Origin of the sequence: Halobaculum sp. XH14 (genome assembly GCF_032116555.1) — an archaeon.
GTDB lineage: Archaea > Halobacteriota > Halobacteria > Halobacteriales > Haloferacaceae > Halorarum > Halorarum halobium.
Map to the genome: position 1 here is coordinate 486412 of NZ_CP134949.1, position 22648 is coordinate 509059.

The 22648-nt window shown below is 68.4% G+C and carries 21 protein-coding genes, 2 tRNA genes and 1 CRISPR repeat array (1 of these 24 cut by a window edge); of the genes, 10 read left to right on the plus strand and 13 right to left on the minus strand.

Features of this window, described 5'->3' with window-relative positions; genetic code table 11:
* A CRISPR array of direct repeats spans positions 1-646; the repeat unit is 30 nt; unit sequence GATTCAGACGAACCCTTGTGGGGTTGAAGC (it extends 5536 nt beyond the left edge of the window).
* A gap of 97 nt (positions 647-743) precedes the next feature.
* Together RJT50_RS02355 and RJT50_RS02360 are read left to right on the plus strand one after the other, a co-directional pair.
* Positions 744-1046: a site-specific integrase gene (locus RJT50_RS02355; protein WP_313693732.1), complete on the plus strand. Its 303-nt coding sequence runs from the start codon at positions 744-746 to the stop codon at positions 1044-1046.
* A 516-nt stretch (positions 1047-1562) separates the two neighbouring features.
* A complete protein-coding gene (locus RJT50_RS02360) occupies positions 1563-1949 on the plus strand; it encodes a hypothetical protein (protein ID WP_313693734.1) in 387 nt (128 codons plus the stop codon).
* A 255-nt stretch (positions 1950-2204) separates the two neighbouring features.
* On the opposite strand, the gene RJT50_RS02365 is transcribed toward RJT50_RS02360, so the two are convergent.
* The 3 genes from RJT50_RS02365 to RJT50_RS02375 form a co-directional block, all read right to left on the minus strand.
* Positions 2205-3470 carry an RNA-guided endonuclease InsQ/TnpB family protein gene (locus RJT50_RS02365; RefSeq protein ID WP_313693735.1) on the minus strand — a complete coding sequence of 422 codons (1266 nt, stop codon included), beginning with the start codon at positions 3468-3470 and terminating at the stop codon, positions 2205-2207.
* 136 nt (positions 3471-3606) lie between these two features.
* Positions 3607-3678, minus strand: a tRNA-Thr gene (locus RJT50_RS02370).
* Positions 3679-3760: 82 nt separating this feature from the next.
* Positions 3761-4426, minus strand: a complete 666-nt coding sequence (locus RJT50_RS02375) for a DUF7114 family protein (RefSeq protein WP_313693736.1) — start codon at positions 4424-4426, stop codon at positions 3761-3763.
* Positions 4427-4486: 60 nt separating this feature from the next.
* On the opposite strand from RJT50_RS02375, the gene RJT50_RS02380 reads away from it, so the two are divergent.
* Positions 4487-5188 (plus strand): enoyl-CoA hydratase/isomerase family protein, encoded by a 702-nt coding sequence (locus RJT50_RS02380; RefSeq protein ID WP_313693737.1) that lies wholly within the window; start codon positions 4487-4489, stop codon positions 5186-5188.
* A 25-nt stretch (positions 5189-5213) separates the two neighbouring features.
* A complete protein-coding gene (locus tag RJT50_RS02385) occupies positions 5214-5855 on the plus strand; it encodes a thioredoxin-like domain-containing protein (protein WP_313693739.1) in 642 nt (213 codons plus the stop codon).
* A gap of 36 nt (positions 5856-5891) precedes the next feature.
* Here RJT50_RS02385 and RJT50_RS02390 read toward each other — a convergent pair whose 3' ends face one another.
* On the minus strand, positions 5892-6725 hold the full coding sequence (locus tag RJT50_RS02390) for an NAD+ synthase (protein WP_313693742.1): 834 nt from the start codon (positions 6723-6725) through the stop codon (positions 5892-5894).
* A 736-nt stretch (positions 6726-7461) separates the two neighbouring features.
* Here RJT50_RS02390 and RJT50_RS02395 point away from each other — a divergent pair.
* Positions 7462-7532: transfer RNA gene (locus RJT50_RS02395), tRNA-Gly, on the plus strand.
* Between the two features lie 211 nt (positions 7533-7743).
* Positions 7744-8310, plus strand: a complete 567-nt coding sequence (locus tag RJT50_RS02400; protein ID WP_313693744.1) for a hypothetical protein — start codon at positions 7744-7746, stop codon at positions 8308-8310.
* Here the strand turns inward: RJT50_RS02400 and RJT50_RS02405 are convergent.
* The 4 genes from RJT50_RS02405 to RJT50_RS02420 form a co-directional block, all read right to left on the minus strand.
* Positions 8307-8783 carry a hypothetical protein gene (locus RJT50_RS02405; protein ID WP_313693746.1) on the minus strand — a complete coding sequence of 159 codons (477 nt, stop codon included), beginning with the start codon at positions 8781-8783 and terminating at the stop codon, positions 8307-8309. The genes RJT50_RS02400 and RJT50_RS02405 overlap by 4 nt on opposite strands.
* A 145-nt stretch (positions 8784-8928) precedes the next feature.
* A complete protein-coding gene (locus RJT50_RS02410) occupies positions 8929-9705 on the minus strand; it encodes an Nmad3 family putative nucleotide modification protein (RefSeq protein ID WP_313693749.1) in 777 nt (258 codons plus the stop codon).
* Between the two features lie 17 nt (positions 9706-9722).
* A complete protein-coding gene (locus RJT50_RS02415) occupies positions 9723-10646 on the minus strand; it encodes an acyltransferase (RefSeq protein WP_313693751.1) in 924 nt (307 codons plus the stop codon).
* Positions 10647-10796: 150 nt separating this feature from the next.
* Positions 10797-10976 carry a hypothetical protein gene (locus tag RJT50_RS02420; RefSeq protein WP_313693753.1) on the minus strand — a complete coding sequence of 60 codons (180 nt, stop codon included), beginning with the start codon at positions 10974-10976 and terminating at the stop codon, positions 10797-10799.
* 593 nt (positions 10977-11569) lie between these two features.
* On the opposite strand from RJT50_RS02420, the gene RJT50_RS02425 reads away from it, so the two are divergent.
* Together RJT50_RS02425 and RJT50_RS02430 are read left to right on the plus strand one after the other, a co-directional pair.
* Entirely contained in the window at positions 11570-12637 is a 1068-nt protein-coding gene (locus RJT50_RS02425) for an aldo/keto reductase (protein WP_313693756.1), read from the plus strand.
* Positions 12637-12846, plus strand: coding sequence for a hypothetical protein (locus tag RJT50_RS02430; RefSeq protein ID WP_313693759.1), 210 nt, complete (start codon positions 12637-12639; stop codon positions 12844-12846). The genes RJT50_RS02425 and RJT50_RS02430 overlap by 1 nt, the downstream gene beginning before the upstream one ends.
* Positions 12847-12879: 33 nt before the next feature.
* Here the strand turns inward: RJT50_RS02430 and RJT50_RS02435 are convergent, their stop codons facing one another.
* From RJT50_RS02435 to RJT50_RS02445, 3 genes are all read right to left on the minus strand, one after another.
* On the minus strand, positions 12880-14451 hold the full coding sequence (locus tag RJT50_RS02435; RefSeq protein ID WP_313693762.1) for a sensor histidine kinase: 1572 nt from the start codon (positions 14449-14451) through the stop codon (positions 12880-12882).
* 119 nt (positions 14452-14570) lie between these two features.
* Positions 14571-16175: a heme-binding protein gene (locus tag RJT50_RS02440; protein WP_313693764.1), complete on the minus strand. Its 1605-nt coding sequence runs from the start codon at positions 16173-16175 to the stop codon at positions 14571-14573.
* Positions 16176-16595: 420 nt separating this feature from the next.
* A complete protein-coding gene (locus tag RJT50_RS02445) occupies positions 16596-17132 on the minus strand; it encodes an LURP-one-related/scramblase family protein (protein ID WP_313693767.1) in 537 nt (178 codons plus the stop codon).
* 151 nt (positions 17133-17283) lie between these two features.
* Between RJT50_RS02445 and RJT50_RS02450 the strand changes: the two genes are divergently transcribed.
* Positions 17284-19071, plus strand: coding sequence for a site-2 protease family protein (locus tag RJT50_RS02450; RefSeq protein ID WP_313693770.1), 1788 nt, complete (start codon positions 17284-17286; stop codon positions 19069-19071).
* A gap of 39 nt (positions 19072-19110) precedes the next feature.
* Here RJT50_RS02450 and RJT50_RS02455 read toward each other — a convergent pair whose 3' ends face one another.
* Positions 19111-19710, minus strand: coding sequence for a PadR family transcriptional regulator (locus tag RJT50_RS02455; protein ID WP_313693772.1), 600 nt, complete (start codon positions 19708-19710; stop codon positions 19111-19113).
* Between the two features lie 517 nt (positions 19711-20227).
* Between RJT50_RS02455 and thsA the strand changes: the two genes are divergently transcribed.
* On the plus strand, positions 20228-21880 hold the full coding sequence (gene thsA / locus RJT50_RS02460; RefSeq protein WP_313695900.1) for a thermosome subunit alpha: 1653 nt from the start codon (positions 20228-20230) through the stop codon (positions 21878-21880).
* Between the two features lie 164 nt (positions 21881-22044).
* Here thsA and RJT50_RS02465 read toward each other — a convergent pair whose 3' ends face one another.
* Positions 22045-22497: a DUF302 domain-containing protein gene (locus tag RJT50_RS02465; protein WP_313693775.1), complete on the minus strand. Its 453-nt coding sequence runs from the start codon at positions 22495-22497 to the stop codon at positions 22045-22047.
* Positions 22498-22648 lie beyond the last annotated feature (151 nt).

Genomic DNA, 22648 nt, shown 5'->3' on the forward strand with positions numbered 1-22648 from the left:
CGCCGTCCCAGTCGAGGCCGTCGATTCAGACGAACCCTTGTGGGGTTGAAGCCGTTACGGCCCGGAGTTCGACTCCGCCGCCGCCCGCTGATTCAGACGAACCCTTGTGGGGTTGAAGCAACTCCGGGAGTGAGACGTTGGAGCACCTTACCGCGGATTCAGACGAACCCTTGTGGGGTTGAAGCGTCTGAAGCGAACTCGTCGGCTGCCGGATCGTAGGTGATTCAGACGAACCCTTGTGGGGTTGAAGCTCGACAAAGTTCCACGCGAACGTGTTGAAAGAGCCGATTCAGACGAACCCTTGTGGGGTTGAAGCACCAACAATCACGCCAGCGACGACGCTCTCGTGTGGATTCAGACGAACCCTTGTGGGGTTGAAGCGCGTCACCGAGGACCAGCCGCGAGCGTGGGAGTATCTGATTCAGACGAACCCTTGTGGGGTTGAAGCGAGAACATGGAACTCGACCAGACCACCGACACCGAGATTCAGACGAACCCTTGTGGGGTTGAAGCTCCGGCGGGACGCCCGTGTCGACGTCGTCGTCGCGTTGATTCAGACGAACCCTTGTGGGGTTGAAGCACGGTCAACAACATCCGCGACGCGATCGCCGAGCGCGATTCAGACGTACCCTCGTGGGATTGAAGCCTAGGCCGGGAAAGAACGCCGGGACTCTCGTCCGCTGGGCGTTTCACGCCCTGTGTACCCGGACGACCCGTTTACGCAGGCTGTACCCAGACAGCCTATGAGCCTGAAACCGACGCCGCCGCACGAAGCCAAGAACCGATTTCTCAACGACAAGAAGCCGGGCGTCACTCGGAAAACACTCAAGAACTACCGGACGTGCCTGCGCCACTTCTGCGACTGGCTGGACGACCAGCAACTCACGAACCTGAACGACCTCGACAGCGAACTCATCCAACGGTACAAGGAGTTCCGGCTGTCCAAGGTCAAGGTCATCACGGCGCGGCAGGATATAATGACTATCAAGCAGTTCATCGAGTTCTGCGAGCACATCACGGCTGTCCCGCGAGGGATGTGCGATTAGGTTCGGATACCCCCCAGGCCAACGAGGACGACGAAATATGCGACGACCTCCTCACGAGGGCCGACGCAGCCGCCGTGTTGGCCCTCTTCGGCAAGTACGAGTGCGCCAGGAATCAGCACGTCTCGCTGCTCGTCCTCTGGAAGACCGGGAAGAAGGCCAGACACGGAGGTCACGAGCCCAGGATTCGTGCTGCCCTGTCTCTGGATCCCTGCAACCCTCCAGGTCGCCGCATCCACAGCAGTTTCAGATCGAGACACTCGGATTGCGGCGATCTATCCGGTGTAGTGGAAGATGAGCGACGTCCTGAGTGAGAAGAGGTGTGCTCCCAGATTTGGGAGTCGAGGCCGATAGATTGCCTGTTCCCGAGTGGAGAGGAAGGTGGTTTGAGCAGGAGTCTAACTCAGATATCAGCCCAATATGGGCTGACGTGCTGACTACCGGAAGGCTCAAGCGTTTCATTATCGGATTCGGGCCCCGGAAGGAGCGCACCTGTGGAATTCTCCATTCCCGTTCAGGGTGAGTTCGCTCGGGGCTGAGCAATCTGATCCAGATGATGAGACGAGGAGGTTCAGAACCGTCGAATTTGGAGAGATAAGGGTTTCCAACGACTCGCTCCAATTTCGGCTAAGCGCCAGACGGGAACCGATTATGAAGAATTTCGGGCCTGGGTTTGGCCTCGACGACGGCTTCTGCGGCGGCGTCTCCGGCATCGATGGGGCTTCTTGGTTCAGTATTCGGCCAATTTGGGGGTTAGCCGACGGCCAGTCTACTTCGGTTTTTGCGCACAGTGATAGGTATCTACCGGAGATTTGGGCCGATTATGATGGCACTACAGACCTGAAGCGGAGGGTTGAGATTTTCATAATCGGTTCCAGTCTGGCATTTTGGTGTTCAATAATCTGACCCACTGTTTCGTTTCCAGCCCGTTGTCAGTAATTGAGATTCCATTCTGCACCGTGGGCGCCAAGCTCCGGCGAAGAACCAGAACAAACCAAGTGCCCAATGAGCGTTCGCCGGGGTAAGACACGTCGTAAAACGGGTGTCCTTGTCTCCAAAAATCGGTAACCGATGTGAGCAAGAAGGGCTCTATCTGCCAGTTACGGTACGCACCGCAGGTGTAAGCCTAGGCCGGGATATCAGATGCCTCCCCAACGACGCTCACCCTGACGGGTTCGCACATTTGGGATTTGGCTTGTCCGTGAACTCAGCCTCAAACCCGTCAGGGTGGGCGGTAAACCCGCCGCTCAGCGTCACCGTTCCAGACTTCAGGGCAAGCTGACTGTTGCCCGTCCGCCGAGACGACTGTTGGCCCCGACGGACGTACCGCATTCCGATGTTCTTCGCCGCGTTGTAGTCGGCGTTCGCCTCCGACTCGCACTTCACACACTGGAAGTCGTTTCGAGTCGGGCGATTCTCATCCGCTGTGAACCCACACTCGGCGCACCGCTTCGACGTGTACGCGGAACCCACCTGCTCCACCGAGACACCGACTGCTTCGGCTTTGTACTCCACTTGCTCGTAGAGCGTTCGGAACGCCCACTTGTGTCCCCACGACGCGCCTGTGCGGTCGCGGATGTGGGTCAAGTTCTCGAACACAATCACGTCGCACTCGTAACGTAGGGCTTCTGTGATAATGGCGTTCGACGCGCGGTGAAGTACGTCTCGGACGTATCGTAATTCCCGACCACTCGACTGTTCAAGCGTCCGGTGAGAGCTTCGCGTTCCAGTCTGCTGCAGGCCAGCGCGTACCTTCTCGAACTCTCGAAGGTTGTGGTTTAACTCTCGCCCACTGAAGAAGTAGGCGGTACTGGTGACAGCGAGGCTTTCGATACCCAAGTCGACGCCGAGAACCGTTCCGTTCTCAGTCGTCTCCGCAGTCTCGGCCTTAAGTTTACGAAATCCGAGATGGAGGAACCATCCACCGTCACGATAGTGGAGGGACGACTCCGTCGTCTCCCACTTCTCGGAGTCGATGTACTGGTTTTGATGTCCCTCCTCCCCCTCCGGGAGTTCAAGGTCGGCCTGCACTCGTGAGTGGTCCCCGAGGGTCGTGAGCGATACCTGCTCGCGTTCGGGGAAGAGCGTCATCGTCCGGGTATCGTAGGTGACTGTCGGGCTTGTGTACGTTGGTCTGGACGCTTTCCGCCCCATCTGGTGCCGTGAGATACACGACTGGATGTTCTCAGCTGCCTGATGACATGCGAGGACGGCGTGTTGGCTCCCTAACGATGCCCGCTCGCGGACGTCGTCGTAGGCGAGTTTCTGGACCTCGAACGGAGAACGACACTGCCTCCATGCGCGGTCGACAGCGACCTGGCAACCGCGTTTCCACGCCGAGACTGTGTCTCGAAGGAGCGTCTCGTCTTCCGGGGAAACGGTGAGACGCGTAATCGATGTCCGGCGGTGGTACTCAGCGTCCGACACGGTGTTTTCTTCCTCGTGATCAGTGATAAGGGTCCGGAGGGAATAACCTCGTCCAGAGCTCTCACTGCGTCAGTCAGATGTACAATACAGATAGAGCTGCAGCTGGGTTTCCCGAATAGGTTGAAGAGTGGAGAAGAGCCTGAGGCGGGATTTGAACCCGCGCTCTCGTCCTTACCAAGGACGCGCTTTACCGCTAAGCTACCCAGGCGCGAGTTGTGATAGCCCCGAGTCGTCTTTAGGCGTTTCGATTGGGGTCGCCGCGCCGTGTCACGGATTGACGCCGCACGCGATCACGGATCCGCCGACGACGCCACGGGCTCGTCCGCGAGCGCGGCGATGCGGTCGCCCGCCGAGTCGGGTAGCGCGCCCTCGCCGGGCATCCGCTCGTCGTCGTCGCCGGCGAGCTCGGCGGCGTACGCGAGCAGTTCCGCGGGTGCGGCCGCGCCGACGGTGTCCGTGCCGGCGACGACCGCGAGTTCGAACACGTCCGCCTCGAGGTTCCGGTCGAGCGCCAGACGCTCCTCGGCGTCGGCCACGTCTCGCCGGAGCGTCTGGTCGCGGCCGAACGCCCGGACCGTCTCCACGGCCTTCTCGGCGGCCTCGGTCCGGGCGAGGAGGTAGAAGCCGCGGGCGACGAACACGTCCGCCGCGAGCACGTCCATGTCGGCGTCGACGTCGCCGGCGTCGTCGAGGTCGCGGTCGGCCCACGGCTCCTCGTGGGCCAGCCGGCGGGTGAGCCGGAGGCCCTCGTAGATGAGCTGGACCCCCGCGGCGCGTTCCGCGACGGCGTCGCCGGCCGCCGCCGGGTCGAGCGCGCGGGCGCTCACGAGCGTCAGCACCCCCGGCGTCATCTCGGCGTCGGCGACCCGGCCCGTGAGGATCTCACGGAGCCGGTCCGGCTCGATGTCCGCGAGCGCCCCGTCGGCGGCCGCGCGGACCCGCACGGCGTCGTCCATCAGCCGAACCTTCCGCCGGCATGGGCAAAGGCCTTTGGAAACGGCCCGCTACCGGGCCCCATGATCCGCTCGGAACGGGCCGACGGCGGCGACTACCGCGTCGTCACCGTCGACCGCCCGGCCGCCCGGAACGCGCTCCGCCCGGCAGACCTGGACGCCCTGGAAGCGGCGGTCGTCGAGGCGACCGAACCGGTCGTCCTCCTCCGGGGCGCGGGCGACGCGTTCTGTGCCGGCGCGGACCTCGACGTCGTCGCCGACCTCTCGGACCCGGCCGCCTTCGCCGCACACGGCCAGCGCGTCGCGGCCGGCATCGAAGACGCGGACGCGGTCGTCGTCGCCGGGATCGACGGGCCGGCACGCGGCGGCGGCGTGGAACTCGCGCTCGCCTGCGACGTCCGGATCGCGACGCCCCGGGCGACGTTCGCGGAGTCGGGCGTCCGCTTCGGCCTGTTCGGCGCGTGGGGCGGCACCGTTCGGCTCCCTCGAGTGCTCCGGGAGGGCGACGCCATGGAGTTCGCGCTCTCGGGTCGGACCATCGACGCCGAGGAGGCCCGCAGGATCGGACTCGTCTCCCGCGTCGTCCCGGATCCGGCGACCGTCGCCGCCGAACTCGCCGGGAACGAGCCGGACGCCCTCGCCGTGGTGAAACGCAGACTCCGGGACGGCGCTCCCGTCGCCGAGCGGGAAGCCGCCGAGCGCGAGGCGTTCGCCCGGCTCCACGCGGCCCACGGCCCCGAAATCGCCCGCGACCGGAAGGATTGAACCTCGGAGGGTCCTACGTCCCGACATGGCAGATCGCTCCGATTCCGGACGCCGGCCGCACGCCGGAGACGCCGCCGCCCCGGGGTCCCGCCCGTCGACGCGCCGCCCGTCGACGCGCCGGGCGGTCCTCGGCGTCGTCGCCGGCGCGACGATCCTCCCGCTGTCGGGCTGTCTCGGGCTCGGCGGCGGCGGTGGCATCGAGGCCGAGTCGCTCCCGGAGGGCGGCGACGACGAGGTGATCTCGAACGTCGAGACGTTCCCGAGCGAGGGCGTCGACCACGTTCGGACCGGGACCGAGATCGAGTACGACACGCGCCCCCCGACGTCGGGTCCCCACTACAACGGGACGCTGTCGGCCGGGTTCTACGAGGACACCCAGCCGCTCGGGAACGTCGTCCACACGCTCGAACACGGCGCGGTCGTCGTCTACTACGGTCCCGACGCGCTGACCGACGAGAGCCGGAACAGCCTGCAGGCCTGGGCGAACAACCACACCAGCACCTGGCAGAGCTTCGTCGCGGTCCCGTACTACTACGACGACCCGGAGACGGGGTTCACGCTCACGGCCTGGCGGCACATGCTCGGGATGGACGAGTACGACGCCGAGACGGTGCGGGCGTTCTGTGCGGAGTATCTCGGACGCGGGCCGGAGAACCCGGTTCGATAGCAGGATTTTCGTCGGCCCGACGGGGGTTCCGGCCGATTACAGGCGCAGCTCCTTGGGCGCGGGCGGCGTCGCCCGCTTGTGTCTCGACGACTCGTAGAGCTCGTCGACGCGCTCGACCGCGGACTCGGGGACGCCGAGGTGCTCGACGGTCGCGCTCGTCGAGAGCGGGCCGTCGACGTGGAGCGCGAGGATGGCGTCGAGCGTGTCGTAGGTGAGCCCGAGCTCCTCCTCGTCGGTCTGGCCCTCCCACATCTCGGCGGAGGGCGTCTTCATCACCAGGTCGCGGGGGACGCCGAGGTCGTCGGCGAGCTGGCGCACCTGCTGCTTGTAGAGGTTCCCGATGGGGTGGCAGTCGACCGCGCCGTCGCCGTACTTCGTGAAGTAGCCCGCGAGCGCCTCGCTCCGGTTGCCGGTGCCGAGCACCAGCCGGTTCTCCGCGTTGGCGAGGAAGTAGTTGAGCACGGCCCGGACGCGCACGCGGACGTTGCTCGCGGCCATCCGGTCGTCGGTCGCCTCGGGGACCGCGTCGTAGAACGCCTCCGCGATGGGTTCGATCTCGATCACGTCGAACTCGATGCCCAGGTCCGCCGCGACGCGTTCGGCGTCGCTCATGTTCCCCTCGGTGTTCACCTCGCCGGGCATCACCAGCCCGTGGACCGCGTCGGCGCCGAGCGCCTCGACCGCGAGGTACGCGACCGTGGTCGAGTCGATGCCGCCCGAGAGCCCGAGGACGGCGCCGTCCAGTCCCGCGGACTCGACCTGGTCGCCGATGAACTCGGCGAGGTGCTCGCGGGTCGCCGCCAGTTCGTCCCCCGAGAGCCGGAGGTCGAGAGGGGTGTTCGATTCGTCGAGGAGGACGGTGTCGCTCATCGGCGGTTCCTTTCGCGGCGACGGACTAATAGCCACCCGTCGGCCAAATCCGCTGGACGCGCGTTCAGTTTACGTGGTTCACGCTGGGTGGTGGTGGCCGGAATCGCGAAAACCGGGTTCTGATTCGGCGGGCCGGGCTAACGACGCCGCGTCGAGGTACCGGCCAGCCAACTGGCGCGCGGCGGCCGCCCCTCGTGGGCGGCCACCCGTCGCGCGAGGGATGAGTGAGGGGAGCGACCGAAGGGAGCGCCGAGCGAATCGGCTGGGGAGGGTGAGGCCCGGTGGCGGTGCGGGGCGGTCGGGTGGGATTGAAAGGGGCCGCGGCGTTCACGGGCGCTTGCGCCCGTGAATTCGGGAGAGCGTGCTCTCCCGTCCGTCGGCGAACCCTGAGGCCTCAAGCACCGTGGTTCGAGAGAGCGGAGCTCTCTCGTCAGTACGGGAAACCGTTGGTTTCCCGTCAGCAGTCGGATTCCGCCGGAATCCGATGGCATCACGAAAATCTTCGATTTTCGAACGACAGCGCGACCGCAGGGAGCGAGGAGCACAGAGCGTCTCGCGGGAGCCGAGAGCCACGGGGGCTTTCGAGAACTGCGCCAACACACCGTACCAACCGGCTACGTCGGATGTTGCGGGAGGATTTCGAGACGACGACCACCCCATTCCCACACGGCGGGCCCCGTTCGAGGCTACCGATTAGTTGAAGTGTCGGGATGGGGTACTCCGAACCGCACCGAACGCGCCGGTGGTCCAGTGGTAGGACATTAGCTTCCCAAGCTAATAGCCCGGGTTCAATTCCCGGCCGGCGCATCCTCCGACCTCGCCGAAACGGCCACGGCTTCGTCTCCGTCGTGGCACCGCCGACGCCGCCTCCACGTCCACACACCCGACCGACGTCCCCGACGCCACCGCCCGAACTCGATCCGGCGTCGGCGAACCTCCCCGTCGACGGACTGACTGATACGCGTCCGTTCGGCCCCGAACCCGGGGAGTTAACCCGCCCCCGGACGCCCACCGGAGCATGGTCCCGCTCCAGTTCGACATCGTGTACTCCGTCCTCGGCGTCGTCGTCCCGCTCGTCGTGGCGGCGGCCGTCTTCCTCGTCGTCTTCGGCCTCGCACGCTACGCGCTCCCGTCGGTGTTCCGCCGGCTGGCGCTCCACAACGGGTGGTCCGCGAACGGCGAGGCAGTGCTGCTCGCCGGAGCTAACGGCGCGGCCGCGACGCTCGCTGCCGTGCTCGCGCTCGGCGCGGCCGGCTTCGGCAATCGAATCGGCGGCGTCCTCGTGGTCGGCGGCGTCGTCACCGGCGTCGCGGTCGAGCGTCGCCGGCGCTCTTCGACCTCGCCGGTGACGGAACTGCTCGCGCTCGTCGCGGGGCTGCTGGCCGTCGGCGTCGCCACGCTGGCCACGTCCAGCGGTATCGTCCGCGTCGTCGGCGTGTTCCTCGCGGGCGGCGCGTTCGGGGCGCTCGCCCGGGCCGGCATCAACGCGCTCGTCGCGTCGGAGGACCGCGGAACATCCGGATCGGCAGGGTCCTCGCCGGCGGACGCCGCCGGCGAGTACGACCCCTCGACCGGCGACGACTAGCGCTCCTCGGGCGTCGCGGTCGGCGTCGTCTCGCAGGCCGGCGGGTTCTGCTGGAACCAGACGCCGAACTCCCCCTCGGCGTCCACCTTCGCCATCGCGCCGAAGCAGTCGCCCCCGCCGTCGGCGATGTCGAACGACTCCCACTCGTCCTCGTCGTCCAGCCGGAGGTACACCGTGATCTCGTCGGCGGAGCCGGTCCAGGACTGCTCGACCGTCTCGCTCGTCATCTCCCGGTCGCCATCGTCGAGTTCGTGATCGGACCAGTGGACCGGCTCGCCGTTCCGCTGGACGAGCACGTGGACGGTGTGATCGACCGCGTCCTCGTTCGCAACGCGGAGGTAGGCGAGCCTGGAGTCGCTCCCGTCGCCGCCGACCTCCGCCTGGTTCGCCGCCCCCTCGCCGAGACAGCCCGCGAGCCCGGCCGCTCCGACGCCACCTGCGGCTGCGAGGACCCCCCGTCGCGTCGTGTTCATGGAGAGACTTCCGGAGGCGCGGAGATAAGGGCTGTGACGGCGTCGTGCGGGCGTCTGACGCGCGTGCGCTGCGTTTCGGGTGGAACTGGTTCACACGCGACGTGCGTGCGGACCCGCGACGGTTCCCAGCCATCCCGCGTTCTCGTCAGACGGGCCACTCTGCCGGGTCGGTTTCGACGTGCTCGCGCAGCGACCGCGTCGCCGCCTCGTCGTACCGCAGGACGCGCCGCCACCACGGTCCCTTCCCCGAGTCGTTCGACAGCTCGGTGACCAGCCGGTTCGCGTCGGCACCGGCCTCGGGGGTCGACAGCGGGACCGCCCGCTCGTAGAGCCGCGAGCGATCGGTGCCCCCGACGAGCGCCGCGGCGTCGAACGGGTCGCGGCGGGCGTGGGCGTTCGAGGCGAAGCGCTCCCGGAGCCCGGCGTCGGGAGCGGCCGCCCGGTACTCGTCGCCGGTCACCGCCGCCGCGACCTCGAACTCGCCGACGAGGAACGCGCCCCACTCCGGCGGGAGCCAGTCCCGACCGGTCCCCGTCGCCTCGACCTCCCCACTCGCGCTGACTTCACCGTTCGCGCCCCCAGAACCGTTTTCGACGCGCGAGAGCGTCGCGTAAAACAGGAGGAAGTCGCCCGGCTCCAGCCGAGAGAGCGGGCCGGCCTTCACGCCGTGCGGGTCGCCGTAGGTGTACGACTCCCGGCCGAGGCTGCCCGCGAACTCCGGATCGAGATGGACCGGGAGTTCGCGGGCCTCCGCCGGAACGTGGTCGGCGAGCCCGAGGTCACGGTACGTCGCCACCGGCTCCGCGGTCGGCTCCCGCTCCGGGATCGGGACGTAGACGAACGAGCCGTCGGGGAACACCGGGCCGCGGCTCCCGGGCAGGTTCGTGTTCGCGGCGACGTTGATGGCGACGGCTCGTGGCACGACTGCGCTTCCCCCGGTCAGTCGTCGGTTTCGGGGGCCTCGACGTCCGGCGGCGTGAGGTCGCGGTCGAACTCGTCGAAGACGTCGAGGTCCTCGGGGAGGTCCGAGTCGATCCGGCGCTCGGCGGCGTTGTTCTCCAGTTTGTCGGCGATCGGGTCCGCGACCGACTCCCAGCCGGGTTTCACCTTCACGCTCCGGGCCGGGCTGCCGACGGCGACGTGGTGGGCCGGCACGTCGCCCTGCACGACCGACTTCGCGCCGACGACGCTGTTCGCGCCGACCTTCACCCCCGCGCGGATCATCGAGTCGTACGTGATCCGGGCGTTGTCACCGATGATCGTGTGGAAGTTCTCGATGGCCGTCTGGTCGACGATGTCGTGGTCGTGGCTGAACACGTGGGCGTGATCGGAGATGGAGACCTTCTCGCCGATGGTCAGCCTGCCGCGGTCGTCCAGGTGAACGTCGTCGTGGATCACGGTGTTGTCGCCGATCTCGATGTTGTGGCCGTAGGTGAACGTGATCCCCTTGAACAGCCTGAGGTTCTCGCCGGCCTCGGCGAACAGGTGACCCGCGAGCATCTCGCGGAATCGGAGCGCGAACTCGATGTTGTCGGCCATCGGCGTCGCGTCGAACTGCCGCCAGAGCCACTGGAGGTGTTTCGAGCGCTCGAACGTCTCCTCGTCCTTCTCGGCGTAGTACTCCGATTCCAGGGTCGCGTTGCACGGGTCATACCCCTGCAGGCGGACCCGTTCGGCGGGCGTCACGTCGCCGCCGGCCTGCCACGCCTCGTAGGCGTCACGGTCCCCGAACAGGTCCACGAGGGTGTCGCGGACGACCTCGCAGGTCTCCTCGTCGCCGGAGAGCCGTTCGTCCACCTGCTCGATGAAGGCCCGGAGTCCCTCCTCCGCCTCCGCCGGGAGCGAGACGTGACGCTTGGTCATGTCCCGGACTTGGCAGTCGGGAGCCAAAGGGGTTCGGATGTGCGTGCCGGTCGCCGGAGCGCCATCGGGCGGTACGGCGGTCCGCTCGGTTCGTGCGGTCGGGCGAGTTCGCCGTCCTCGTCGGCGACGACGCCTGCCCGTGCCGGGCCCTCAGCCGTGATCGTTCGCGGTGACGACGGCCAGATAGGCGAGCATCGACCCGACGGCGACCGCCGCGAGGAGGCCGACGGCCCCCTCGGTGGAGAGGACCTCGAACAGCAGGACGCCGAGGATTCCCGCGAGGAGCGCGACGATGACGTTCAGCCGGGCGGCGAGCGCGTCGGAGGGCATACCCTCGACCCTCGCCCCCACCGACTTTCCTCTTTTCACTGATGACGGCTGACGTGGTTGGGATTTCGGATCGGGATTCCGGAGGCGGTCGGCGCGCGTGACGGCGAGCCCCGAAGTGGGCGAGCAGACGCGCGCGAGGGACGAGCACCGCAGGCGAACGAGCGAAGCGAGTGAGACGAGGAGCGCAGGAGGCTGGGGAGGGTGAGGCGCGGGGCGGTCGCGGTGGGTGGGACTGAAAGGGGCCGGCTGGGTACGCGAACCCCGGACCCGGTGAGGCGAGCAAAGCGAGGCGAACCTCGGAAGTCGCAGCCGACGAACGTCGCGAGGAGGACCGTCTTCCGTAGCAAGCACCGCAGGCGAGCGTAGCGAGCCGAGGAGCACAGCGCGGTCCGCGGGAGCGTAGCCAGCCGGGGGCTTTCGAGGCGGTCGTCACTATCCACCGGCCCACGCCGGACGTGACACATCAGGAGCCGAGAACGGCGAGGGATTCCGTGTCCACTGCCACGATATCCCTTCGACCTGCGTTCGACCCACACAGTTGCCCACGTTCGAGGACCGGTCCGGCTAAGTCCCCGGATGCCCCACACCCGCGCATGCACTACCGCGAACTGGGCGACTCCGGCGTCGAGGTGAGCGAGGTCGCCTTCGGCGCGTGGGTCGTGGGGACCGACTGGTGGGGCGACCGGAGCGACGCGGACGCCGTCGAGATGGTCGAGTACGCGCTGGAGAACGACGTCACGTTCTTCGACACCGGCGACGTGTACGGCCACGGCCGCTCGGAGGAACTCGTCGGCGAGGCGCTCTCGGAGCACCGCGACGAGGTCACGGTCGGCACGAAGGTCGGCTACGACTTCTACGACAACCCGCAGGCGGGCCACGGCGAACTCCCGAAGGAGCTGACCCCCGAGTACGTCCGTGAGGCCGTCGAGAACTCGCTCGACCGGCTCGACATGGAGTACGTCGACGTGCTGTTCCTCCACAACGCGAACGTCGACGAGGTGACCGACGAGCTGCTGGAGACGCTGTACGACCTCCGCGGGGAGGGGGTCGTCGACGCGCTCGGCTGGGCGCTCGGCCCCTCAATCGGCTGGCTGGCCGAGGGCGACCGCGCCGCGGAACTAGACTTCGACGCGATCCAGACCGTCTACAACCTGTTCGAGCAGACGCCCGGCAACCACTTCGTCGAGAGCATCCGCGAGGAGAACGCCGACACGAGCATCGTCGCCCGCGTCCCGCACTCCTCGGGCCTGCTGAACGAGCAGGTCACGCCCGACACCGAACTCGGCGAGGGCGACCACCGCGCCTACCGACCCGACGACTGGTTCGAGACCGGCTGGGAGAAGCTGGATGAGATTAGGTTCCTCGAACGCGACGGCGCGCGGACGATGAGCCAGGCGGCCATCCAGTGGCTGCTCGCCCACGACGAGGTCGCCGCGGTGACGCCGACGTTCCGCTCCCGGGAGGACATCGACGAGTGGGCCGCCGCCTCCGAGACGCCCCCGCTCTCCGAGGAGGAGTTCGAACGCGTCGCCGACCTGTCCGCCCGGAACTTCGGCATCGACCGGAGCGACGGCATGGACGCCGAGGAGTTCCGCACCTCCGTCGGCGGCGAGGACCTCCGGGACGCGGGCGTCATCCCCGCGAACTCCGCCGAGAACTGATGGGAGGCGGCGCGCGACCGTCGGGGCGCGCCCCCGGACGGCGGGGAAGCCGCGGGCGAATCGCGGCGGCGACGCTCGTCGTACACGCGGGACTCGCAGCCGCCGTCGCGCTGGACGCGCGTGGAACCGATCGTGACGCCGGCCGCTGGGGGCTGGTGACGCTCGCGACCGGAGTCTTCGGCGCCCTCGCGTACGTTCTCACGCGCTGACCGCGATTCTCTCCCCGTATCGGCTCCCCGGGGTCACTCCGCGTTCGTCCTGACCTCGAAGCGGGCCCCGCCCCCGTCGCTCTCGACGAGCGCCACGTCCCAGCCGTGGGCGTGTGCGATCTCCCGGACGATCGACAGCCCGAAGCCCGTCCCGTCCTCCGCGGTGGTGAAGCCGCGCTCGAACACCTCCTCGCGGTCCCCCGGCGGGATTCCCACCCCGTCGTCGGCGACGAAGAACCCCTCGGCTGCCGGGAGGGTATCGACCGTGACGGCGACGTCCTCGCCGGCGTGCTCGGTCGCGTTCCGGAACAGGTTCTCGAACAGCTCCCGAAGCCGTGAGGGGTCGGCGCTCACGCTCCCGAGTTCCGGGCTCACCGAGAGGTCGCCGCCGGGGACGGTCCCCCACACCTCTCGGGCGAGGGGCGCGAGCGCGACCGGCTCGATATCGCCGAGGTCCCGGCCGGTCCGCGCCAGCGAGAGCAGGTCCTCGATGAGCGCCTCCATCCTGCCGTGTGCCTCCGCGATGCGGGCGTGGTGCTCGCTGTCCCCCTCGTCGGCCGCGAGTTCGAGCCGGCCCTGTGCGACGTTGAGCGGGTTCCGGAGGTCGTGGCTCACGACCGAGGCGAACTCCTCCAGCCGGTCGTTCTGTCGGGCCAGTTCCCGCTCGCGGTGGCGGAGCATCACCTCCCGCTCGGCCCGGTCGAGCGCCGCCTCGACGTTGTCGGCGAACACCCGTGCGAGACCCAGATCCGACTCATCGAAGGCGTTCGTCTCGTCGGAGCCGGCCATGAACACGCCGTGCTCGCCGAGCGGGAGGACGACCTCGCTCCGGACCTTCGTGTCGGGGTTCTGGACGCGCTCGGATTCGCGCACGTCGCCGTGGAGGACGGCTTCGCCGGACTCGAACGCCTCCCAGCCCACGCTGCCGTCCTCCAGATCGGGGATGTCGCCGAACATCGCTCTCGCCTCCTCGGTGACGCTCACCGGGACGAGCCGGGTCCCGTCCGAGGAGAGCAGGTGGATCGAGTTGACGCGGAGCCCGAGGATCTCGTGGGCCGCGTTCGTCGCGGAGGCGGCGACTGCGGCGGTGTCCCGGGCGGTCATCAGCTCTCGGGCCGCCTTGTGGAGCCGGTCGAGGCGGCGTTCGCGGTCGAGCCGGTCGAGCGCGACCCCCATGTTCTCGGCGAGCAGGTGGACGAGTTCGACGTTCGTCTCGTCTGCGTCCCGCTGGTCGGCCGCGCCCGCGACGAGGACGCCGTGGGAGCCGATGGGGACCACGACCCCGGCCTCGATCACCGAATCGCGGACCCGGTCGAACGTGACCGGCTCGCTCCCCTCGAAGACGGACCAGACCGCGTCGCCACGCCGGTACACGGGGACCTCGTCGTAGCGCTCGCGGATCGCCTCGCTCGTCGCGATCGGTTCGAGGTGCCCGCTCGATTCGAGGAGGTAGACGCCGACGAACGGGAGCCCGAGGATGTCCTCGGCCGTCTCGACGGCCACGGCACAGAGCGACTCGCGGTCGGCGGCCGTCAGCAGATCCCGCGTCGCCGCGTAGAGCGCCCGCACGCGCTCGGTTCCCCCCTGGGGGTCGCGGGGATTCATTACTGCTGGGGTATCGGAGGGGTCCTGATAAATCCCGCACCTTCCGTGCGAGTGGTTCCCGAACGCGCGTGGATCGCCCGAACACGCGTGGGTCGCCCGGACGCTCGTGAACCCGCCGGTCAGGCCAGGAACACGTGCCGCGGCCGGTCGGCCAGGACGTCCCGGCCCCACGAGACGGTGTCCCGGAACGCGTCCGAGCGGAAGAACGCCATCGCGTCCTCCTTCGAGGCCCACTGGCTGGCGATGAACATGTCGTTCTCGTCCTCGCGGTTCACCATCAGGTCCGTCTCGTGGTGGCCCTCCATGTCGGCGAGCAGGTCGCCGACCGTCCCGAACTTCCCGACGAAGTCGTCGGTGTGTTCGGGCTTGACGGTGTAGAACATCCCCATGGTGCCGAACCCGGACTCCTCGCCGGCGCGCGCGACGATGCCGGGGAGCTCCGAGAGGAAGCCCGCCGCCGTCTCGGCCGCGCTGGCCGTCTCCCAGATGGAGACCACCGCCTCGCGGTCGGTCTCGGTGCCCGAGTAGACGGCCGTCTTCACGTGGGTGCCGTAGTGGTCGAAGTTGCCGCGCAGCCCCTCGACCTCCTCGAACAGTTCGTCCGGGTCGGCCTCGGAGTAGAGCACGGTGGCGAACACGTCCTCGCCGTGGGGTTTGCCGGCGTAGATGTCGAGGTCCCCCAGTTCGGCGCGGATCGACGCCTCGTCGTCCGCCTCCGCCCCGTCGCCGTCGCGCTCGTCGCTCTCGCCGCCGTCGCGTCCGTGGTGGCCGCCCTCCGCGTGCGGATGGTCGCCGTCGCCGCTGTGGCCGTCGCCGTGAGGGTGGTCCCCGTGCGCGGACTGGCCGTGCGGGCGGCCGCTGGTGGCACCTGCCTCGCCGGCAGCGTGCGGGTGGCCGCCGTGGTGCCCCTCGCCGTGCGGGCCCCCGGACTCGCCGTGGTCGCTCGTCGGCACCGGGTCGCCGGCGAGGTACGCGCCGAGATCGCTCGGCGGGAACCGGCGACCGACGTAGAACTGCCCGAACTCGCCGTAGCGCGAGGACGCCTCGTCGAAGCGCATCTCGTAGACGATGTCCTTGATGTCGGTCGGGTCCGACGCGAACAGGGTGACGCCCCACTCGTGGTCGTCGAACCCCACGGAGGAGGCGATGACCTGCTTGATCTTCCCGGCGTACTCCCGGCCCACGTCGCCGTGGCCCGACATCAACTCGGCGCGCTCGTCGAAGCTCAGGTCGTACCAGTTGTCCCGTTCGCCCCGGCGCTTGCTCATCGGGTAGAAGGAGACGTACTCGCCCTGGGGGATGTCCGGCTTCAGTTTCCCCTCGATGTAGCGGCGGAGCCCCTCGTCGATCTCGTCCTCGTCGCCCTCGAAGTAGTCGTCCGAGACGTATCCGGACACCTCGGTGACGGAGACGTAGGAGGTCGGCTGGCTCGTGAACGACGCGAGCGCGGTGGATTCGAACCGGCGTTCGGCCGTCGAGAGCGCGTCCATCGTCGGCCGGAAGTGGACGACGAGCAGGTCGGCCTTGTGCCCGAGGACGGAGAACACCGCCGAGGCACCTTCCTCGGCGTCGGCGACGTCCTCGTGGCGCTGCAGGTAGTCGGTCCCCTCGGCGATCGCCTGTCGACGGTCGCGCTCGGGGGCGTCACGCCAGCCGTCCCAGTCCACCTGCCGGAAGTCGTGGAGCACGTACCACCCTTCGTCGGTCCGCGGGGCTTCGGTCATGCTCGGGGGTTGGCACGCGGGGGGTTTGCCTGTTTTCCTTCGATTCTTTTGGAAAGTGCGGTGTCGGCTGGGGATGACTCGGGTGGTGTTTCGGGTCTCAGGGGTTCGCTGGTGATGACCGCGAAAGCCCCCGCGGCTCTCGGCTCCCGGGCCTCGCTGCGGTCCTCAGTCGCTCGCTCCGCTCGCGCCCGCCGCGGTGCTCGTCCATCAGATGCGGTCGGCGCGTGCCGGCGGGCCTCCGTGCCCGCCGGGTGCGCGCGAGGGGTGAGCATCGCAGCGAGCTTGCGAGCGAGAAGCGCAACGGCTGGGGAGGGCGAGGCCGTAATCACCGCCAGCAGTAGTGATCCAGTTGTTCGTCCAGTAGACTAGCGACGCACTCGCCTTCGAACCACCGCGATTCCGCTACCCGTTCAAATCGGACTAGTTCTCCTCGATGGCGTCGATCACCACCGCAGCGATGACCACCAGCCGCGGATCGATATCGCCCGACACCGACACCGTGTAGCGGTCCCGGAACGAGAACGCGCCCTCGATCCGCCCGACCTCGCTCCCGTCATCGGCCTCCACGACGTAGGCGAACGGCAGCAGCGTCGTCACCATCCGGCGGACGAACGCGCGCAGCCAGTTGTCCTCCTTCACCGTCGCCACGACGTCGCCGTCGGGACCGAGCAACTGGTACTCGTGTTTCAGCAGCGACTTCAGGCTCCGCTTGACCGACCCGACGCGCTCGCCCGTCCGCGAGTCCTCGATGTCGTAGGCGGCCGACGTGTCGAGCACGCTGTCAGCTTTCACTCGGAACAGTTCCTCGCCGCCGTCGGCGTCGGTAAAGCGGAAGTCCTCCTTCAGCTTCAGCTTCTTCTGCTTGGACGCGAGGATCTCCCGACCCTCCTCGGAGACGACGTACGCGTTGCCGATGGCGATCTTCTGCTGGATCTCGTAGCGGGAACCGTCGAACATGGCCGATGATGCCGCCCCCGCCGGCATGAACGTTCGGAGTTCGACCCGCGGCGCGGCCCACAGTTGCCGGGTCTGGTCCGACGCCGGATCCGGGTCGGACTGTGACGGCGTACCCGAATGCCTTTGCCCGAGCGGGGATTCCTCCCCGGTAATGAACACGCTCCTGTGGGTCCTCGCGGGCGTGATCGCTTACACCGCGGTCCTCACGGCCCTCAAGTCCCGGGGCTACCTCCCCGACTCCGTGCGGGTGCAGGGCCCGCTCACGACGATACACACCGGCCGCGGCCGGGCGTTCCTGAACTGGCTCGCGTCCGCGAAACGGTTCTGGCGCGCCTGGAGCAACGTCGGCGTCGGCGTCGCGCTGGTCGTGATGTTCGGGATGTTCTACCTGCTCGTCCAGTCGGCGGTGCTGACGTTCCAGAACCCGGTCTCCACGCAGGCGAACGAGCCCCAGAACTTCCTCGTCATCCCCGGGGTCAACGACTTCCTGCCGCTCGCGGTCGCCCCCGAGATCGTGCTCGGCCTGCTCATCGCGCTGGTGGTCCACGAGGGCGGCCACGGCCTGCTCTGTCGCGTCGAGGACATCGACATCGAGTCGATGGGCGTCGTCCTGCTCGCGTTCATCCCCGTCGGCGCGTTCGTCGAACCCGACGAGGAGAGCCAGCGCGAGGCGGATCGCGGCGCCCGCTCGCGGATGTTCGCCGCCGGCGTCACCAACAACTTCGTCGTCACGATTCTCGCGCTCGTGCTGCTGTTCGGGCCGGTGGTCGGGGCCATCTCGGCCGCCCCGGGCGTCGCGGTCGGCGGCGCGTATCAGGGCGCGCCAGCGGCGACGGCCGGCATCGAGGGCGGCGACCGCGTCACCGCGGTCGGCGGGACGCCCGTCTCGAACGAGTCTGATCTCCGGGCCGCGCTCGCGGCCGCGCCGAACCAGTCGGTCCAGGTCGAGGTGAACGGCGAGGAGACGGTGCGGGTCGACCGGCGCGTCGTCGTCGTCGGGGCGACCGACGGGAACCCGGCCAACTTCTCGATCGGCCCCGACGAGCCGCCGGTGAACGTCACGGCCGTCAACGGCACGGCGGTCGACACGTACGGCGAGTTCCGCGAGGTGGCGGCCGAACACGAGTACGCGCGCCTCTCGACGAGCGCCGGCGAGCGGACGATCCCGCTCGGCATCTACGTCTCCACGGTCGCCGCTGACGGGCCGATCGACAACGCGACCGGGCTGAACGGCTCGTTCGTCGTCACCGAGGTGGCCGGCGAGCGGGTCGTCGACCTCGCCGCCCTCGACGGGGCGCTCGCGGGCCACGAGCCCGGCGACACGGTGACGATGCGGGCGTACGTCGACGGCTCGTTCGAGGAACACGAGATCACCCTCGCCGGCACCGCAGCCGACCCCAGGATCGGCGTGTACGCGCCGGCGGGCGTCTCCGGGCTCGTCGTCGACGACTTCGGCGTCCGGTCGTACCCGGCCGACTCGTACCTCTCGCTGCTCGGCGGCGGCCAGGGCGAGGCACCGCCCGGACTGGGCGGGCTCGCGGACTCGTTCCTCGGGCTGGCGTACCTAATGCTCGTGCTGCCGCTCGCGGGGGCCATCGGCTACCTCCCGTACAACTTCGCCGGCTTCTACGGCGTGTTCACCAACTTCTACCAGGTGAGCGGCCCGCTGGCGACGTTCGGCGAGACGCCGGTGTTCCTCGCCGCGAACGTGCTGTTCTGGACGGCCTGGATCAACGTTCAGCTGGGCATCTTCAACTGCATACCGGGCTACCCGCTCGACGGCGGGCGCATCCTCCGGATGGTCGCGGAGGGGATCGTCTCGCGGCTCCCCGTCTCGGACCGCCCGCGGCTGGTCAGCACGCTCACCACGTCGGTCGGGCTGACGATGCTCGCGGCGCTGCTGGTCATCGTGTTCGGGCCGCAGTTCATCGCGGGGTAAACGGTCGGAGAATCCCGGGAGGGTAGCGGTTCGTCGGTTTCAGTCGTCGCTGGCCCGTCCTTCGGCTTCCACGTTGTCGTCGTCGTCCTCCCCGCCATCTTCGTCCGCCTCGTTCCGTTCGGATGCGGGGGAGCCGCCGTGTGTCCCGTAGAACTCCGCGGGCGTGTCGGGGATGCGCTCGAACTCGCCGAAGTCGCGCTCGTGGTGTCTGACCATCTGCTCGACGATCCAGGCGGAGAAGGTGTCGTCGAAGCACCACTCGTCGGCGGGGGCGTCGGTCTCGAAGCGCTCGTCGGTGGCGAACGCGACGTAGACGTGATAGAAGCCGAGGATGACGTCCGCGAAGTCGCGGGCTTTCCCGCCCGTCTCGGCGCGCTTCTCGGCGAGGTGCTCGTGGCCGGCGTCGGTCAGTTCGAAGTACTTCCGGTCGGGTTCGTCCTCGCGCTCGATGCGTTCCGCCCACCCCTCGTCCTCGAACTTGTAGAGGATGGGGTAGACCGAGCCGTAGGAGGGCTCCCAGTGCCCGCCGCTGATCTCCGTGATCTCCTTCAGTATCTCGTACCCGTACCGCGGTTTCTCCTCCAGCAGTTCGAGCACGAGATACGAGATGAGGCCACGCGGCGGGCCGCTCTTCCGCATTGCCCGTGAGTTCCCGAGTTCGGAGGGTAAGGGTTTCGGTCCCTACAACGCCGTTTACTGGCCGGTCAGTTCGTCGGGTGGGATCTCGGTCGGTTCGTGGTTCGGGCAGCGTCCCGGTCCGTGGCTCGGACGGGAGGGCCGACGAATGGACCACTGCTGCTGGCGGTGAGTACGGGCCACAGCCTCCCGTCCCTCGGAGCGAACGTTTCGGAACTCGCTCTCGCTCCGCTCACGTGAACAGCCGCTTGCGGCCCTCGCGGGGCTCGCGAGCTCGCTGTACATCTCACCTCTCGCGCGCGAGCCCCGCGAGGGGCGAGCGTCACGCGCGCCACCGCGCCGGAAACGGCTCATCGGACCCGTTCGGACCGATATATAAATACTCGCGTGTTATTCGGTGCCATACGTCGGAATCGTGGTGTGTGAGTGGGGTTGTCAGCCCCAGGCCGATGCTTTTATATAGAACTGAGAACAATCAACGCTCGTCATGTCTCAGCGGCAGCGCATGGGCAACCAGCCCATGATCGTACTCTCGGAGGACAGCCAGCGCACGTCCGGAAAGGACGCGCAGTCGATGAACATCACGGCCGGCAAGGCCGTCGCCGAATCGGTCCGCACGACGCTCGGCCCGAAAGGGATGGACAAGATGCTCGTGGACTCCTCGGGCGGCGTCGTCGTCACGAACGACGGCGTGACCATCCTGAAGGAGATGGACATCGACCACCCCGCGGCCAACATGATCGTCGAGGTCAGCGAGACCCAGGAGGACGAGGTCGGCGACGGCACCACGACCGCCGTCGTCATCGCGGGCGAACTCCTCGACCAGGCCGAGGAGCTCATCGACTCGGACGTCCACGCGACGACCATCGCGCAGGGGTACCGACAGGCCTCCGCGAAGGCCAGCGAACTCCTCGCCGAGAAGGCCATCGACGTCTCCGCCGAGGACCGCGAGACGCTCGAACAGATCGCCTCGACGGCGATGACGGGCAAGGGTGCCGAATCCGCCCGCGACACGCTCGCGAAGCTCGTCGTCGACGCCGTGCTCGCCGTCCGCGACGACGACGGCGCCGTGGACACCGACAACGTCTCCGTCGAGACGGTCGTCGGCGGCTCCATCGGTAACTCGGAGCTCATCGAGGGCGTCATCGTCGACAAGGAGCGCGTCGACGACAACATGCCCTACATGGTCGAGGACGCCAACGTCGCGCTGTACGACGGCGCCCTCGAGGTGCAGGAGACCGAGATCGACGCCGAGGTCAACGTCACCGACCCCGACCAGCTCCAGCAGTTCCTCGATCAGGAGGAGAAGCAGCTCCGCGAGATGGTCGACCAGCTCGTCGACGTCGGCGCCGACGTCGTGTTCGTCGGCGACGGCATCGACGACATGGCCCAGCACTACCTCGCCCAGGAGGGCATCCTGGCGGTCCGCCGCGCGAAGGACTCGGACCTGAAGCGGCTCGCCCGCTCGACGGGTGCCCGCGTGGTCGCCAACCTCGACGACGTCGAGGCGGACGACCTCGGCTTCGCCGGCTCGGTCGGCCAGAAGGACATCGGCGGCGACGAGCGCATCTTCGTCGAGGACGTCGAGGACGCCAAGTCCGTCACGCTCGTCCTCCGCGGCGGGACCGAGCACGTCGTCGACGAGGTCGAGCGCGCCATCGAGGACTCGCTCGGCGTCGTCCGCACGACGCTCCAGGAGGGCAAGGTGCTGCCGGGCGGCGGCGCCCCGGAGACCGAGCTCGCGCTCGAACTCCGTGACTTCGCCGACTCCGTCGGCGGCCGCGAGCAGCTCGCCGTCGAGGCGTTCGCCGACGCGCTGGAGGTCATCCCGCGCACGCTCGCCGAGAACGCCGGTCTCGACCCGATCGACTCGCTCGTGGACCTGCGCGCCAAGCACGACGGCGGGCAGTTCGACGCCGGCCTCGACGCCTACACCGGCGACGTTGTCGCCATGGAGGAGGACGGCGTCGTCGAGCCGCTCCGCGTGAAGACGCAGGCCATCGAGTCCGCGACCGAGGCGGCCGTCATGCTCCTCCGCATCGACGACGTCATCGCGGCCGGCGACCTCAAGGGCGGCGGCACCGACGACGGCGGCGACGACGAGATGCCCCCGGGCGGCGGTGGCATGGGCGGCGGCATGGGCGGCATGGGCGGCATGGGCGGCGCGATGTAAGCGCGGCTCAGGCCAACACCCATCCACCCGCGGCCGACCCTCGCACCGCTTCCCGAACACGTTCCGACTTCCTTCGCGCGCACCGTTCACCTCCCCGGAGCGCCGCCGCTCGCGGTGCTCCTGTCGGCGGGCCGACGTAATCGCGTGCCCGAACGCCCGCCGGCTCAGGCGACCGAGTCGGCGTGCGTCTCGATGTTCGTCCAGACCGCCCGCATGCGCTCGCCGGTCAACTCGATGAGCGCCTCGACCTCGGCGTCACAGTCCCCGGGCGCACAGCCCAGGTCCCGAATCGCCTTGGTGGCCGAGAAGTGGTGGACGTGGACCAGGTCGTCGTCGGCCCGCTCGTAGACGACGGTCGTACAGGGTAGCATGCCGCCGAGCGACGGGTCGATGGCGAGCGCGTCGCGGGCGATCTCCGGGTGACAGACGACGAGCAGCGCCGTGCGCTCGACGTCCTCGCCGAGCATGCCGGCGATCATCTCGTCGAGTCGGGTCACTTTCACCGTCTCGAAGTCCGCGAGCTCGTGTTCCAGCTGGACGAACGGGACGACGTCCTCGAACGGGGCCTCCAGCGTGAGGTGCATCGCCTCCTCGGCAGTGGGGGACCGCTGGCTCATACGTTCGGCTGTGAGCGGTGGTCGCATAAGCGTGTTCCCCCGTCCGATTCGCGGGACGCGTGGTGCCGCCGTCCGTCTGATTTCGCCGTCCGTGCCGCCCCGCCATGGACGACTCAGCGGCGTTCGTTCCCGCGCCAGACCGCCCCGCCGC

What these genes read in the sequence shown, in the direction of transcription:
- thsA (WP_313695900.1), top strand. Translation starts at nt 20,228, where the DNA reads ATGATCGTACTCTCGGAGGACAGCCAGCGCACGTCCGGAAAGGACGCG.
- RJT50_RS02445 (WP_313693767.1), bottom strand. Translation starts at nt 17,132, where the DNA reads ATGTTCGACGGTTCCCGCTACGAGATCCAGCAGAAGATCGCCATCGGC.
- RJT50_RS02405 (WP_313693746.1), bottom strand. Translation starts at nt 8,783, where the DNA reads ATGAACACGACGCGACGGGGGGTCCTCGCAGCCGCAGGTGGCGTCGGA.
- RJT50_RS02465 (WP_313693775.1), bottom strand. Translation starts at nt 22,497, where the DNA reads ATGAGCCAGCGGTCCCCCACTGCCGAGGAGGCGATGCACCTCACGCTG.
- RJT50_RS02430 (WP_313693759.1), top strand. Translation starts at nt 12,637, where the DNA reads ATGGGAGGCGGCGCGCGACCGTCGGGGCGCGCCCCCGGACGGCGGGGA.
- RJT50_RS02375 (WP_313693736.1), bottom strand. Translation starts at nt 4,426, where the DNA reads ATGGACGACGCCGTGCGGGTCCGCGCGGCCGCCGACGGGGCGCTCGCG.
- RJT50_RS02450 (WP_313693770.1), top strand. Translation starts at nt 17,284, where the DNA reads ATGAACACGCTCCTGTGGGTCCTCGCGGGCGTGATCGCTTACACCGCG.
- RJT50_RS02380 (WP_313693737.1), top strand. Translation starts at nt 4,487, where the DNA reads ATGATCCGCTCGGAACGGGCCGACGGCGGCGACTACCGCGTCGTCACC.
- RJT50_RS02420 (WP_313693753.1), bottom strand. Translation starts at nt 10,976, where the DNA reads ATGCCCTCCGACGCGCTCGCCGCCCGGCTGAACGTCATCGTCGCGCTC.
- RJT50_RS02355 (WP_313693732.1), top strand. Translation starts at nt 744, where the DNA reads ATGAGCCTGAAACCGACGCCGCCGCACGAAGCCAAGAACCGATTTCTC.
- RJT50_RS02390 (WP_313693742.1), bottom strand. Translation starts at nt 6,725, where the DNA reads ATGAGCGACACCGTCCTCCTCGACGAATCGAACACCCCTCTCGACCTC.
- RJT50_RS02440 (WP_313693764.1), bottom strand. Translation starts at nt 16,175, where the DNA reads ATGACCGAAGCCCCGCGGACCGACGAAGGGTGGTACGTGCTCCACGAC.
- RJT50_RS02435 (WP_313693762.1), bottom strand. Translation starts at nt 14,451, where the DNA reads ATGAATCCCCGCGACCCCCAGGGGGGAACCGAGCGCGTGCGGGCGCTC.
- RJT50_RS02400 (WP_313693744.1), top strand. Translation starts at nt 7,744, where the DNA reads ATGGTCCCGCTCCAGTTCGACATCGTGTACTCCGTCCTCGGCGTCGTC.
- RJT50_RS02415 (WP_313693751.1), bottom strand. Translation starts at nt 10,646, where the DNA reads ATGACCAAGCGTCACGTCTCGCTCCCGGCGGAGGCGGAGGAGGGACTC.
- RJT50_RS02385 (WP_313693739.1), top strand. Translation starts at nt 5,214, where the DNA reads ATGGCAGATCGCTCCGATTCCGGACGCCGGCCGCACGCCGGAGACGCC.
- RJT50_RS02425 (WP_313693756.1), top strand. Translation starts at nt 11,570, where the DNA reads ATGCACTACCGCGAACTGGGCGACTCCGGCGTCGAGGTGAGCGAGGTC.
- RJT50_RS02455 (WP_313693772.1), bottom strand. Translation starts at nt 19,710, where the DNA reads ATGCGGAAGAGCGGCCCGCCGCGTGGCCTCATCTCGTATCTCGTGCTC.